This window comes from Paracoccus methylarcula (assembly GCF_003007735.2).
Taxonomy (GTDB): Bacteria; Pseudomonadota; Alphaproteobacteria; order Rhodobacterales; family Rhodobacteraceae; genus Paracoccus; species Paracoccus methylarcula.
The window spans coordinates 321415-335329 of record NZ_PXNQ02000003.1 but is presented as its reverse complement, the minus strand read 5'-3'; the positions used below and the strand labels follow the sequence as shown (position 1 = coordinate 335329).

General features: G+C 57.3%; 12 protein-coding genes, 1 tRNA gene and 1 pseudogene. 4 read left to right on the top strand and 10 right to left on the bottom strand.

All coding sequences use genetic code 11. From position 1 onward, the window contains the following. Positions 1 to 44: 44 nt before the first annotated feature. Both A7A09_RS07045 and A7A09_RS07040 read right to left on the bottom strand, forming a co-directional pair. Positions 45 to 1298, bottom strand: a complete 1254-nt coding sequence (locus A7A09_RS07045; protein ID WP_106690689.1) for an MFS transporter — start codon at positions 1296 to 1298, stop codon at positions 45 to 47. A 129-nt stretch (positions 1299 to 1427) separates the two neighbouring features. Continuing rightward, positions 1428 to 2024: a LolA family protein gene (locus A7A09_RS07040; RefSeq protein ID WP_106690688.1), complete on the bottom strand. Its 597-nt coding sequence runs from the start codon at positions 2022 to 2024 to the stop codon at positions 1428 to 1430. 209 nt (positions 2025 to 2233) lie between these two features. On the opposite strand from A7A09_RS07040, the gene A7A09_RS07035 reads away from it, so the two are divergent. Together A7A09_RS07035 and A7A09_RS07030 are read left to right on the top strand one after the other, a co-directional pair. After that, complete coding sequence (locus A7A09_RS07035) at positions 2234 to 3799, top strand: alkaline phosphatase D family protein (RefSeq protein ID WP_106690687.1); 1566 nt, start codon at positions 2234 to 2236, stop codon at positions 3797 to 3799. A 180-nt stretch (positions 3800 to 3979) separates the two neighbouring features. Continuing rightward, positions 3980 to 4055: transfer RNA gene (locus A7A09_RS07030), tRNA-Ala, on the top strand. 42 nt (positions 4056 to 4097) lie between these two features. Here the strand turns inward: A7A09_RS07030 and A7A09_RS07025 are convergent. Beyond that, the gene (locus tag A7A09_RS07025; protein ID WP_106690686.1) at positions 4098 to 4700 is read right to left on the bottom strand and encodes a terminase small subunit; all 603 of its coding nucleotides are present in this window, start codon (positions 4698 to 4700) and stop codon (positions 4098 to 4100) included. A gap of 12 nt (positions 4701 to 4712) precedes the next feature. Continuing rightward, positions 4713 to 6194 (bottom strand): hypothetical protein, encoded by a 1482-nt coding sequence (locus A7A09_RS07020; RefSeq protein ID WP_106690685.1) that lies wholly within the window; start codon positions 6192 to 6194, stop codon positions 4713 to 4715. A 257-nt stretch (positions 6195 to 6451) separates the two neighbouring features. Here A7A09_RS07020 and A7A09_RS07015 point away from each other — a divergent pair, with 257 nt between their 5' ends. Next, complete coding sequence (locus A7A09_RS07015) at positions 6452 to 7129, top strand: hypothetical protein (protein ID WP_106690684.1); 678 nt, start codon at positions 6452 to 6454, stop codon at positions 7127 to 7129. A 297-nt stretch (positions 7130 to 7426) separates the two neighbouring features. After that, a pseudogene (locus tag A7A09_RS07010) lies at positions 7427 to 7573 on the top strand (transposase domain-containing protein); the annotation flags it as partial. Positions 7574 to 7926: 353 nt separating this feature from the next. Here A7A09_RS07010 and A7A09_RS07005 read toward each other — a convergent pair. From A7A09_RS07005 to A7A09_RS06980, 6 genes are all read right to left on the bottom strand, one after another. Next, positions 7927 to 8373: a hypothetical protein gene (locus A7A09_RS07005; protein WP_106690683.1), complete on the bottom strand. Its 447-nt coding sequence runs from the start codon at positions 8371 to 8373 to the stop codon at positions 7927 to 7929. A 46-nt stretch (positions 8374 to 8419) separates the two neighbouring features. Continuing rightward, positions 8420 to 9619: a DUF4268 domain-containing protein gene (locus A7A09_RS07000; protein WP_106690682.1), complete on the bottom strand. Its 1200-nt coding sequence runs from the start codon at positions 9617 to 9619 to the stop codon at positions 8420 to 8422. Positions 9620 to 9807: 188 nt separating this feature from the next. Next, positions 9808 to 10632 carry a hypothetical protein gene (locus tag A7A09_RS06995; RefSeq protein WP_106690681.1) on the bottom strand — a complete coding sequence of 275 codons (825 nt, stop codon included), beginning with the start codon at positions 10630 to 10632 and terminating at the stop codon, positions 9808 to 9810. 59 nt (positions 10633 to 10691) lie between these two features. Then, positions 10692 to 12326 (bottom strand): protein kinase family protein, encoded by a 1635-nt coding sequence (locus A7A09_RS06990; RefSeq protein WP_148043620.1) that lies wholly within the window; start codon positions 12324 to 12326, stop codon positions 10692 to 10694. 9 nt (positions 12327 to 12335) lie between these two features. Continuing rightward, positions 12336 to 13025, bottom strand: coding sequence for a PP2C family serine/threonine-protein phosphatase (locus tag A7A09_RS06985; protein WP_106690679.1), 690 nt, complete (start codon positions 13023 to 13025; stop codon positions 12336 to 12338). A 4-nt stretch (positions 13026 to 13029) separates the two neighbouring features. After that, entirely contained in the window at positions 13030 to 13857 is an 828-nt protein-coding gene (locus tag A7A09_RS06980; RefSeq protein WP_106690678.1) for a vWA domain-containing protein, read from the bottom strand. Between the last annotated feature and the right edge of the window lie 58 nt (positions 13858 to 13915).

Here is a 13915-nt window from a genome sequence, read left to right as displayed (position 1 = left end):
CGACAAGGCTAAGGAATATTGATTGACCAGTCAAACAAACTTGTTCAGGCGGCGGCCGGGGTGGTGGGTGGCAGGCGCGACGGCGCCTCGCGGACCGGCAGGTGGATCAGGGCGCTGAAGGCACCGACGCCGACGCCGACCCACCAGACCAGCGTGTAATCGCCATAGATGTCATACAGCTTGCCCCCGAGCCAAACGCCCAGGAACGAGCCGAGCTGGTGCGACAGGAACACAAACCCGTAAAGCGTGCCCATGTAGCGCAACCCGTAGATATAGGCGACCAATCCCGAGGTCAGCGGCACCGTGGCCAGCCACAGCCCGCCCATCACCAGTGAGAAGATGACAACGCTGCTGGGCGTGATCGGCGTCAGGATAAAGGCCGCAGCGGCGATGGTGCGCAGCGTATATATGCCCGCCAGCAGGTATTTCTTGCTATAGCGCTTGCCCAGCCATCCGGCAAAGATCGCCCCCGCGATATTGGCCAGCCCGATCAGCGAGATCGCCGCCGCCCCGAGCGCCGAGGTCGTGGTGATCCCGATCGAGGCGAGCGTGCCCATCGGACTGATCGGTCCGCACATCTCGGTCACCATGGCGGGGAAATGCGCCGTGATGAAGGCAAGCTGGTAGCCGCAAGAGAAAAAGCCAGCGAAGATCATCAGATATGACGGGTCACGAAAGGCGCGCCGCAACACGCTGCCCAAGCTTTCCTCCAACTCGGAGCGGGTGGCGGGCTTGCCATCTCCGAGCATCGGCAGGAAGAGCATGCAGGCCAGCACGATCACGCCAAAGATGATGAACACGGATTGCCACGTGTAGAAGGCCAGCAGGACTTCGGCGAGCGGCGCTCCAAAGACTTGCCCCGCCGAGCCGGCGGCGGTGGCGATGCCAAGGGCGAGGCTGCGATTATCGTCGCTCGCGGCACGTCCGACGACCGCGAGGATGACTCCGAAACCGGTGCCCGCGATGCCGAAACCGACCATCACCTCCAGCAATTGCATGGTCGCAGGCGTCGTCGCATAGGCGCTGAGCACCAGCCCCGCCGAATAGAGGATCGCCCCCAGGATGATCGCCAAGCGGTCTCCCCAACGTTCCGCCAGGGCGCCGAACACCGGCTGACCGATCCCCCAGGCAAGGTTCTGGATGGCAATGGCCAGTGAGAATTCCGCGCGCGGCCAGCCGAATTCCTCGCCAATGGGGATCTGGAACACGCCGAAACTGGCGCGCATCGCGAAATTGATCAGCAGGATCAGGGAGCCCCCGATCAGGACGGGGGCGAAAATCCGGGCTTGGGAAGACATGCTGGGAACCTGAGCGGCAAAAATTCGCAGCCAGCGTTGAACGCTCCTGCAAGGAAGATCAAGCCCGGATTTGTGATGAAATGCATCAACCGGGCTGATGCTTCGGCCCGGTTGCAGGAGGTTCAGCGATCAGTTGCGGCGCGCGAGCTCGCTCCTGATCGAGAATTTCGCATCCGGAATCGAGCCGCCCTTGCGCATTTCGCCCAGGATAACCGTGGTCTTCTCGCCGCTGTCATCGGTGACGACCCATTGGCGCAGTTCGGTCGGCCCGCCGGTGAAGACCATCTGGATATTGCCGTATTCCGGATGCGCGGGATCCTGGGCCGTCACGACGGTCGAGTTCTTGGCCTCGGCATAGCCGGTGACCATATTCGCGCGCCCCAGATCGACATTCGCGTCCAGGATGATCGAAAGGGGGGTTTTTGACAGCGGATATTGCTGCGGCCCGCCGTTGGATTTCGGGTCGAATACGGCGACATTGCCCGCGGATGCCAGGACCAGGGTCGAATCATTGTTGTATTCGAAGCGCACACGGCCCGGACGGCTGATGAAAACCGTACCGGTCGAGATCGAACCGTCGTTATTCACCTGCGTGAACTCGGATGTGACCGTCTTGAGGCCGTTGAGATAGCTGGAGATCTCGTTCAGCGGGATTTTCTCGGCCAGGGCCGGAAAGGCGAGGCCAAGGATGAGGGCGGGCGCAAGTGCGAGAGAGCGTATGTTCATGGCGCCGATAATATCCTTTTCGTTTCAGACTGCACATCACGTCTGATGGAAGATGTCAGCGGCGAACGCTCGCATATTGGTGAGGGTTCCCCGAGTTCACGCGGAGTTGCATTTTCCCGCGTCACCGAAACACAGCGAACACGACATATTAGCGTCGCAATTCATGGCTAACCCTGTGCCGAATCCAGCCAGAGACAGGAGCCAGACGCATGTCCCTCAACCGCCCCCGCATGACGCGCCGCAGCCTTCTGATGTCGGGACTTGCCACCACATCGGTTCTCGCCATGCCCGCGATCAGCCGCGCCGCTGCCCGGCCCGTTTTCGCGCATGGCGTCCAGTCGGGTGACATCAATATGCAGGGGGGCATGGTCTGGACACGCACGGACCGGCCTTCGCGCATCGCGCTGGAGGTCGCCACGTCGGAGAATTTCGGGGATGCCCGCCTGCTCGCCCGGATGAACGCGTTGCCGGACAGCGATTTCGCGGTCAAGGCACTGGTCGATGGGATGGCACCGGACCAGACGGTCTTCTATCGCATGACCGCCACGGACCTGTCGGATTCGAATGCCGTCAGCGAACCCATCATGGGCCGTTTCCGCACCGCCCCCACCGAGCGCCGCGACATCCGCTTCGTCTGGTCGGGCGATACCGCCGGGCAGGGCTGGGGCATCGATGACGAGGGAATGCGGACCTACGCCACCATGGCCTTGCACGAGCCGGATTTCTTCATCCATTCGGGCGACACGATCTATGCCGACGGTCCGATGGAAGACGAGGTCGAGATCGAGGGCGGGTTGTGGAAGAACAGCGTGCTGATCGACGAGGTTCGCAAGGTCGCCGAAACGCTGGAGGAATTCCGTGGCCGCTGGAAATACAACCAGATGGACCAGCATGTGCAGGCCCTGTCCGCGGCCTGCCCGACATTGTTCCAGTGGGACGATCATGAGGTAGTCAACAACTGGTCCCCGGGCAAGGACCTGACCGGCGACGACCGCTACACGGAAAAATCCATCGCCCTGCTGCATGCCCGCGCTGCCCGCGCCTTCCACGAGATGACGCCGATCAGCTATGTCCCGACCGAGCCGGGGCGCGTCTATCGCAAGATTGCCTACGGTCCGCTGCTGGAGATCTTCTTCCTCGATCTGCGCAGCTATCGCGGCGCCAATAGTGAGGGGATGCAGGGCGAGGTCACGGCGCAATCGCAGGTCCTGGGAAAGGCGCAGCTCGACTGGCTGAAATCCGAACTGAAGGCATCAAAGGCGACGTGGAAGGTGATCGCCTGCGATATGCCCATCGGGCTTTGTGTCTGGGACAAGGTGTCCGAGGACCAGAAATTCGTCGAGGCCGTTGCCAATGGCGATCCTGGTGCGCCCAAGGGGCGCGAGCTGGAATTCGCCTCGCTGCTACGCTTTATGCGCGACGAGGGGATCAGGAATACCGTCTGGCTGACGGCAGATGTCCACTATACCGCCGCGCATGAATATCATCCCGACCGGGCGGCATTCCAGGAATTCGAGCCTTTCTGGGAATTCGTCTCGGGTCCGCTGCATTCCGGAAGCTTCGGCCCCAACGATCTCGACATGACCTTCGGTCCCGAGGTGAAATTCGTCAAGGCTCCGCCAGCCGGTCAGGTGAACCTGCCGCCCTCTGCCGGGCTGCAATTCTTCGGTCTTGTCGATATCGCGGGCGATAGCGGACAGATGACGGTTCGGCTGATGGACCGTGCCGATAATGAGCTGTGGTCAGTCACGCTCGATCCCGAGCAGGCCGCCTGAGGAGACGGAACCGGCTTTCGCCGCAAGGACATGCCAAGCCGGTGATCGGGGGCGAGACCCGGTCGCCGGGCCTGCTGCCGGCACCCTGTCGGACTGCCGTGCGGACGAGGTTCTTGCAGAAGCTGCAGCGTGCGGGGCGGCTTGACATCACGTCTTGCCGGGTTCAAATAGCGGCCCAATGGGGCCGTAGCTCAGTCGGTAGAGCGCATCGTTCGCAATGATGAGGCCAGGGGTTCGATTCCCCTCGGCTCCACCAATTCACCTTGATTTGTTTGAATTTTATCGCAGAATCAGGGTGTTACCCCTCTTCCGACCCGGGATCATCTGTTGCGCTTGGATGCAAGCCTTCCTTGGCCTCCGTGGGGGGCAAGAACGTTCCGGATTTGACCGGCTCAATGGTGAAGCTGACGGGACCTGCATTGGCTCCGGCGATCTCTTTCTTATCTGTCAGCCCTAGCTCACGGGCGATGATCGAGTGATTCAGGACCCCCGCGGCGGCCCCGGTAAACTTCTGGTCAAACATCTCGTCCTTGATCGCGGCTAAGACCTCCTTCAAGTCTTCGCGGCTCTGCTTCCACTTCATGACGGTGTCAAACGTTACTCCCATGAATCGGGCGAAACCTTGCCACGTCATGGCCCGCATCTTATCGATTGATGTCTTGCGGATACCTTCGCGGGCGCTGAAAACAAGCTGCTCTTTGATCGGGTTGGACTCGATATGCTCGCGGTATTTCACAAACCATTCCCACACCTGCTCGGCGGTTTGAATGCGGTTAGGATTGCCCCTACCCGCACCAACCCCAAAACCCCGACCACCGCCTATCGCGTGGTGTTCCTTCGCCGTAGCATCTCCTTCCTGATACTTCTTGAAGTTAATCAACCATTCCGGATCATTTGTCATGTCATGTATTCCTTATGGGATCGGTTGTCCGATGTAGAAGTTCCCGCCATCGCCGCTGCTGCTATCGCCGATGTCCGGACGGCTGAATCCGCGAACCGGCCCGGTAGAGACAGAACTCAGGATGTTGCGGGCCTCCGTGGCTCCAGCGATAATAAGCTCGTTCATCCGCACTGCGGCGGACTCAATACCACTGGTGAAGACGTTCCCGCTTTCCTCAACGCTTTTTTCCCACGTATCCCCGGCGGTCATGACACGGTCCTGAAGGTTGGTGCCTATGGTCCCAAGCAGGTCCTTTCCAAACTCAACGGCGGCCCCGGCCGTCAAGGGACCAAGAATGTTGTCGCGATCAAGACCGGCCCCGCGAGTCGCGTTCGCCCAAGCCTGAAAAGCCGCGGTGATATTGGGTGTTCCCGAACCGGGCAGGTTCGGACCGAGGAACTGGCGTGGCCCTGCCGGGGCGCGGTAATCCCTCGCTAGCTTGTCGGTGAATAGCAGGGCAGGGTCGATCAAGTCTGTATTGAATCCGAAGCCCAACCCGGAGGCCCGTTTCGCCTGACCCTCGCGGAACCTCTGTTCGCGTCCCATCCGATCAATATCGCGCCGTTCTTTTTCATCGATACCATCGAGAATCTTGGCGACCCCGGTGGCCGCAGCTCCTAGCAAAGTAAGCCCGGCGATAACCGGGCTACCTGCCGCAACCAGTGGGGCAAGGAGTCTAAACCCGGCAGTAACACCCCCGACGGCAACAGCGGCCCCGGCAGCAGTCGTGCCGAGAGCCGTGATACTAGCCACCGTGTGGCGTTGCGATTCCGACATGCTGTCCAACCACATGGCGGCGTCCTGCATCCCTCGTCCGAGAGATGCGACTGCCGGGGCCGTTGTTTCGAGCAGCGGGACAAGGACAGATGACGACAGGTCGTTGAACCCGACAGCTAGGGTCTCAAGAGCCGCGTTCATGTTCTTGGAGTTGGTGATTGCAAGTTGTGTGGTATCTGCGAACTGATCGACTGTTTTACTTGCCTTCTCGTATTCATCCCGGGCGGAAATGATCTCGAGCAATGCGCGCTCAGCGGTCTCATTGGCCCCTGCGTTGCGCAGGAACTTCCTGACAGCGGCCCGATCTTCCAGATTAACACCTCCGGCTTCAAGACGCGGGATTATGAAGTCTCGAACGAACTTCGGCAGGTTCTCGCCCAAGGCTCGCTCCTGTTCGAGCGTCAGCCCTTGTTCGGTCCTGAAACCGGCGGCAATCGCACCCTCGACTCGTCCCTTGGAAATTCCTCCCCCCGCGCCTGCTTGGGCGAGGGGTGTGGTTAACAGCTTACGAACCGCGTTTGCCGATGAACCGGCTCGCTGTCCCAGAGCGTCAGTCAGCAAGCTGAATTCAACAAGCCCTGCGCCAGTAACCGTTGTCGCGACGCCTGCGGTGCGGGCCGCCGCGAGGGCGGTGGCTGCATTGAAGGATTCGCCGACGACGACTGACCCGGCAAACACGCCGTTCAGGATGTCTGTCGAGCGGGCGAGATCGTCTGTCGCATTGGCAAGGTTCAGATATTTGTTTGCTAGACCGGCAACACCACGGGCCTGCGTGGGGTCAAGACCGAAGGACCGCGCTGCCTCTGCGCGATGCTCTCGATAGCCGACAGCTGATCTTCACCGCTTACCGGGCAGGTTGCCACCGCGTTGGGCTGTGGCCCCCAGACAATCGAGCTCTTGAACGCGATGGCCCAGAAACCCCGGAGGATTAACTGATGGCGAGTTTTGTCGAGCAAGCAACCCTCCGGTTGAACCGGACCGAGTTGCAAAAGACCATCCAAGGCATCAAGCGTCTGGACCGGGAAATGGGGTCTCTGAACAGGACCGGCATGGCTCTTGCCCGGACGCTGAATTCCATCCAATTCCGTCCTATGGGATTGCAGAAGGCAACCCGGGACATCGACGCCCTCGAACGCCGTTTCCGGCAGTTGCGGGCAACAGCTTCCCGTCCGATTACCCAACGGGTTAATGTCGTTCAGACGGGTAATGTCCCGAGGGTCGGGGCTCCGGTTGTTGGCGGGGGTGGTCGCGGGATGGGTGGTCGCGCAGGGTTCGGTCACGGCATCCCCGGCGGTGCTGCCGGCTTCGCTTTAGGAGGTTCGGTTCCGCAGGCCCTCGCGGCCTATGGGGGGATTGTGGCGGCCACGGCGGCGGGTCGGGCAGCCCTCCAACGGCAGGCCATCGAGGCGGGGATTGCAGCGACGTTCACCGATCCGAGGTTGCGGGCGATAGCGAATGAAGCGGCCGTAGAAGCGGCTGCCCATACGACACGGACGACACAGACACGCGCCTTGCAGATCGGCCGTGATGTCGTCCTAGGCGGGGTCCAAGACTCGGTCATGACCAACGCTATCACGCAGCAGCTTGCGCAGTTGGAAGCGCGATTCCCGTAGCCTACATGCCAATCCATGAGTTCCCGAAACAGCCGCAGCGAGCGCATCGTGCACTGCTTGCTCAACTGATCGGCTAACAACCGGTCAGCAACAACACGCGCAAACTCGCCGTGCGGACCATGAACCAAGGTACGGAAAAGACGGCTGCGCTCCAGATAATGAATTACTTCCATAGCTTCTCTCCTTTGCATCAACTGCGGTGGAGAAACGTAGAACTATGGCGAACAGGGCACCGCTAGATCACTATCTGAACGAGAAAAAATGTCCCGGCTCGGCATAGTTCGCCAATCGGTATAAACGGCAAGGCTCAATGGCGTTGATCCGCAGGCCTGGCTGACATGGATTCTGGGGCGCATTGCCGATCAGAAAATGACCCGCCTCGATGAGCTGCTTCCGTGGAATTACGCCGAACTCATAACAGAACAAGCTTCGGACGCCGCCTGAGTGCGGGGGGGGGCGATAGAGTGCATCTTGGTGTCCACTATCGATGGTGGACACCAGCACCAATCCCGACACTCCAGCAGGGCGGCTTCACCGGACGCTCACGTTTCACCACTACTGGATGATCTTTTCAAGATGCATGGTTTTCCAGAGGAAAGGTCAAAGGCTAAGTGATATAGCTGCGCAAAGTTTGGGAGCGGGGCTTGATCACTCCCCCTCTGGGGGCTGGTACTTCGGCATGGCGACGGCGCAGCAAAGCGTGCCTTGATTGTCTTGGACGATGCTTGCCCCTATCGTTCGAGTAGGGCAGAAGGCTTCTATGATCCTCGTGCTTGGCGGCAGAATTATGAGGATTTCTACAGTGCAGGGCCATAACGTGAGCCAGAGCCGGGTGCGCAGCTAAACACGCCGTATTCAGTGAAATCGCGATCGCTGTCACTGACGAGAAATACGGCATCTTTTCGAAAAAACCATGCGATATCGCGCATTGCCCTGCGCAACTCTGCCGCGACCTCCACCTTCGGGAACTCCTCTGCAGCCATGACGGTCACATAAACGACCGTGCTAGCGTCACCAAAACCGTTTGTAGGGACCGGGCCGCTGACGATACCCATCGACAGCCATCCACAAAATTTACGAATGCCGTAATCATCAGCTATGTCGTGCCCTGCATAAAGTTTGTCCACGTTTAAGCTGATGTGATTATTGCCCTCCTCCAAATCCTTCGGATCACCGAGCTGCTCCTGCGCATCCTCGAGGCGGACGCCCTTCAGAACGATTTCGGCACTAATTCTGTGACGCATGTTTCTCTCCAAGGCCTCGTTTCAGGATACATGCGGCGAAAACCGCTCAGTATCTATTGCCGATTTCATTGAGAGGGCCTTTCAACGTTCGCGCAAACTGTTCAAAAGTCGAGGACATCCATTCCGCCATCCGAGGCCAACTTTCCCGATCGAAGCCTTCGAAAGGATGACGTACAAGAATCTTACACTGCAGCAGTTGTGGATCATTGAGCCATTCCATCTGCCCGCCGAACTCCCGCTCTATTTCCTCTTTTCGTGCGGCAAGGCCGTCGAAAATCCGGACGTTTTCCGCCTTGTCGGCTTTCCATAAGACAAGCTCAACCCTTGCCTCGCGCTGCGTAAACGCGATCCCGAAAGGTGCGCTGCCAACGCCCGACCCGGCTGTGATCCAGTTCTCTTTGGACGGATTCACCCCATCGAACATCGACACGCCATCCCGTCGAAGCTGTTCAAGCAGAAGTGCCCAAAACTCGCGCCGCAAGGCATATCGGCGCTGCCCGGCATCGTTGCTTGCTGATTCCTCAACTTCTTTCGACGCCACTTTTACCATATAGCTTTCAGCGTTTGGTGGCGGCAGCACCTGCTGCACATCGACGAACAGCTCTTCTCCAAACAGATAAGGGGACACGGTAAAGCACTGAACAGCGATCCCGCGATTGATCAGCCACAGCACTGTCGCCGTCACCTCGGGTCGAAAATTGGCGGCAACAAATATAATACGTTGGCCGTTGCCGGGGTTTAGGATCAGATCATCCACTGAATCCTCGCCCAGAAACGCGCAAATACTGTCCGCAGCCGATCCGCCGTTGCAATAGCGGGTTAGATAGTCCTGATGTACCTGAACGAGTTCCGCTGTGCTCATTGTTGAGACATAGGCCGTGTATTTCAGTGCTTGCCAAGTCACGTCACGACCGGAATCGTCCAGCTTGTTCTCGATCACCACCAGGTTGCGATGGCGGTCCAATGCAAGCACGTCCAGCCGTTCGCTGGTTTCCTCGAAACGGTCGAACTCCTTGGTGATGATCAGCAGCGGCTCACCGAGCGCGTCGGGCTGATGCACCAGCCATTCCTGCAGATGTTGACGCTCGCGAAGTTGTAAATCCGCAAAGCGGGCACGGGGCAGCGGCGACATACGGTTTTTCTGACGATCAACGCGGAACATTACATTATTGCTTTTGCCATGACCCTTTGCACTCTGGCAGGCTAATTCGCTGCTGTCACGTGTAAAATCGGCTAAACGCCCCATGCGGGCCGAGACTTCTAGCCATCAGGAAAACCCATTGCCTCTTGCTGTTCCACGTTTTTCGTTTCGATAAGGTTGCCGCGCCTTGAAGTTGGCCGAGCGGGAAGCGACCGCGTAAAAAATCCAATCTAATCTTCAATTGGCTTCGAGATTTACCGTAGTCCCTGCCCGGATTTTTCTGAAAACCGCGCTTAAGCTGCGCCGGGGTCAAAATTGAACCATCCTTCTTTTCGATGCACTATGAGACGCTGGCGTTCCCAATACCAAAGAATGGGCATCTCTTTATGAAAATTGGAAGCAAGCCGATCCCATTCGTGCATGAGGCGATTATGCCACCACGGTTTCGAGTCCGCATATACCCCGGCGCCGCGTATAAGCATTGTCACAACGAAGTCAAACGCTCGAACAGATAATTTTTGTCCAAACCGTGAAAGCAGCTTATTGGGGGGCATCTCTATATCCGCACTTAAATGATCAATCTTCCCCACCTCATCAAATATCGGAATAAACGCCAGCGCTCTGTCTAAATCTTCTATATCAAGCGCGTCTACTCTAACGTTCTCTCTTTGCAAATCTGCGATGCCGTAATTCGCATGAGTGAAATCGCAAAGGGGACCGTATAGTTTCTCGTAAGCGCCATTCCACGCGAGTTCATTCATCATAGAGGCCATGCCGGCGAACCTCTTCTGTTCCAAATAATAGTGCTTGCGCTGTGGAAAATTTATAGATGCCCATGCGAATCGTGTACTTACTTCCAAAACAGTACGAAGCAGTGCTGCCGCTGGTAGAATGTGACCGTCGATTGTTAGTTGGCGAATCGCGCGACAATATTCGATCTGCATCGCGCACAGGTTCTGGAAGATCTGAGCAGCGTTGACATCGGGAAGAAGACTTTCGGGTTCGACTTCAAAAAAAATGACGCTCCTAAGAGCAACAATAGCGGCATCAAGCAACGCTAGCTCTTCAGGATCATTCAGGTCTGCCTTGTGGCTTGGAGAACGTTCGTGGACGGCCATAATTTTCTATCCTCCTCCGGAATGAATCTCCATACATCTGATGCAAATCGCTTCGACCATCATCCAGAAAGCCAGAGAAACAAGAGAATTCCGCCTATCGCCCAAACCCACCAGGGCAATCCACCCTTTGCTGGCGGAGAGCTACCAACGGGAGTACGGGTGGATATTGATTGGTGTCGCGGTGAAGTACTGGGTGCAGAGCCGATTTTCTTCAGCAGGCCTTGATTCTTACTCATAGGGGTGACGAGAGTATTTGGGGCTGGCCTTCTACTTATACCTGCCGTGCCTCTTGCAAGAGTGCTGCGCGGTGCGGATGGTGAGGAAATATCATCCAGAATTGATCGGTTGTCTCTGCCGCGCGATCTTGAACTGGCAGGGGCTCTAAGCCGGTGACGCGCCTCCGTTTCGGTGATTTTACGAACTTGACTATTGGCTGTGATCGTGATCGACAACGATGTTCCGTGCTTTCCGGTATATGCTGGATCGACCAGTCCCTGTACGCTTAGCCATGCTCCGACCCACGTCTGTGAAGGGGTTTGGGACAACTTCGCTAACCCTTCACTCCAGATATTCAGCTTAACGCTCTGGCGGGAGTTGTCGAAGAAGAGAAAGCAGTAGGGTTTTCCATATTTCGTCTTTGCAGTGAGCACTTTTTTAACCCGACCAACCAGCTCAATGCGGTTGCCTACCTGCTTGGACACGGCTGCAAAACTTGTGGCGTCTACCACATCATAAGCACCGATATAGGCCGTCGATCGCTTGGAATACTCAGGTCCGGCAGGGGAGCGGATGATAAACGGCGCGGCAGGGATGCTCCGCCCTGCGAGGAATTCTTCAAGAGTAGGGACGCCCTTCAACGGTGCTGCACAGATACTTGCGAAGTTACTCGCATCGCGGGCAAGGGCTGGAATTGCCTTCAAATCGGCAAAAGCAGCCGATCTTCTCGGATCAAAGAAGTCGTTTGCCGTAAAGACGATGTTTTCTCCATTGGAATACTTGGAAAAAAGTTCAGGATCTTGGGAAATTGCCCGAAGACTCAGATCGATCACAATAAACGAAAACCGATCCATTTCGGGGCCAAAGCCGGACGCCGCTCGCATTGGGTGTTGGAAATGCTTGTGTCCAAGCTCTGCACCTTGCCCAAGGGGCATGTTCGGAACATAAATACCGTCGTAGTCGATTAGCTTCAGGTCCGACTTCACCAGCACATTGCCGTTTTGAAGGTCGCCGTGGGCTAGCCCCTTGGATCGCAGGAAACGCTCAAGGTCTCCAAACTGCACGCGCAGCCTATCTATACGGTCCCTGTTGCTGTAGTTATCTTCCAGGAAGGATCCGAGGGTGTCACCCTCTACCCAATCCATTTTGACTATCGGGAAACGCTTCCCGTTTATCAATACGCCGGTGGGCTGATACTCGAAACCAACGAAGTAGGTTTCCCCCGCTGCACGGAGGCCCTTGTCAACATAACCGTATCGGGCTTCTAGGCCTTTCGCTTCCTTATGGAAACATCGAACTGCATATTTCCGTCCCTGAGATGTCGCCGTGTAGGTGAGCGCAAAGCCCCCGCCCAACGCAATCGGCAATCCCATCCCATTAGTCGCGATTTTGGCAACCTGCAGAACTGGATCACTGAACGCGACTTTTGGGTGCTGAACCGCGTCGTTGTATTGATCCATGGTCGGATATGCAGACATGGTGACCCCCTAGCCGATCACGAGTAACGTCGTGTCATCCCGCCGCATTGTTCCGTCGGCCCTGGCTGTTTCAACTAGGGCGACGAACTCTCTCCGATTCTGTAACATCCGCAAGCGGTTCATACGCTCGACGCGCGCGGACAATAGCCAAGCGCCTATCGCGTCGGTCATGCAGTAGATCTTGGGAGCCTCTACCCCCTCCACGTTCCAGCGTGTCGAATTGTCGGCCCCGAGGATCACGGCATTGCGGTCCGGGATCGTTGAAAGCAATAGCGGATTGGTTCTGAATTGTCTTGGTTCACAATACGGAAAAGTTGCGCGGATTTCCACGCCATCGTCTAGCACGGCCAGAGAATCTCCCACACCCAAGATTAACACACCGTCAGGATCGAACTGGACGCCCAAGAGAGTCGCGAAACTCCCTCTATCATAAGCCGCCTGCGCGCTCCAGGACATCGACTCCCGGTCGAAGACGGCCGCATATTCGCCAATAGCCTGAGTCAGCCAATCTGCATCTATGACTGGACGCCGGGCATAATGCTTAACGAGTACGCGAGCCCACCGACGTGATGCGAACGATTCTGATGCTCCGTCACTGATAACGAAAATGCCTTTTGGGCTATCGGCCTTAGCCGCATCTTCGTTCAGGTGGGGCTCGGTTAACTGCTTCCCGACCGTCCAACGATTCAGAAGGCGCATAACATCACCGGAGGTTGCTGGCCCGGGTGCCTATGTCGAAGAAGTCAACTATGGCCTCATAACCGGCTTTGTAACCGAAGAAGCGAGATTCGCTGCTCACGCTGTCGTACTCCTTTTCCCGCGCCGCCTGCACCAGATGCTCGGGAAATCCGCTCGAAAGCCGGAATAAAAGCCGCCCATGTTCATCGAGTCCGCTTTCGGATGACGGAAAGACGGAGGGCTGACCACCAGCGGTGGAAATATGAAGATTAAAAAGCAGACATTCGCCGTCATTGGTAGACATCTGCTTGAGTGCAGTCACAATCTCGGACGGGTCGCCATCTGTTGAAGCCCCATCGGTGACATGGATGATCGTCGGTGGATAGGAGTTTTGATGTGAATCACACCATTCAGCAATGGCCTCCGCCGCCGTTCGCATGGCAGCGGTCATAGGGGTTCCGCCCGAACTGGTAGGATCGAACCACACGGGAAATTTAGTCGGCTGATCGACCAGCCCGCCGGCTCCGTCCGAGACGCGCTTCACCCGCTCTTCGATACGCAAGGGATTGGCTTCGACGTCAGAAAGGGGATGCAGAATCTTGCCCGCAAGCGCACCGGCAAAGCCCGAGCGGATTGAGTCGCCATATGCGATAACGCCAACGTCGAAATAGTCTCTGACCCCTTCCGCGCGAGTGCAACGAATGATGAGTTGGTAAAGCGTTTTGTTCAGGACATCAGCGACAAACCGTGCCTTGGTTTGCTCCGTTTCCATAATTTCATCCATGGAGCCGGATTGGTCGATGACAAATAAGAATGCCGTTGGATTGGTCCGGCTGATCTCGGCAGTATACATTTTTCTCCACCCCAATTTCTGCGCAATGTCGTCAAGCCCAGGAGGGGCCGACCGTTCC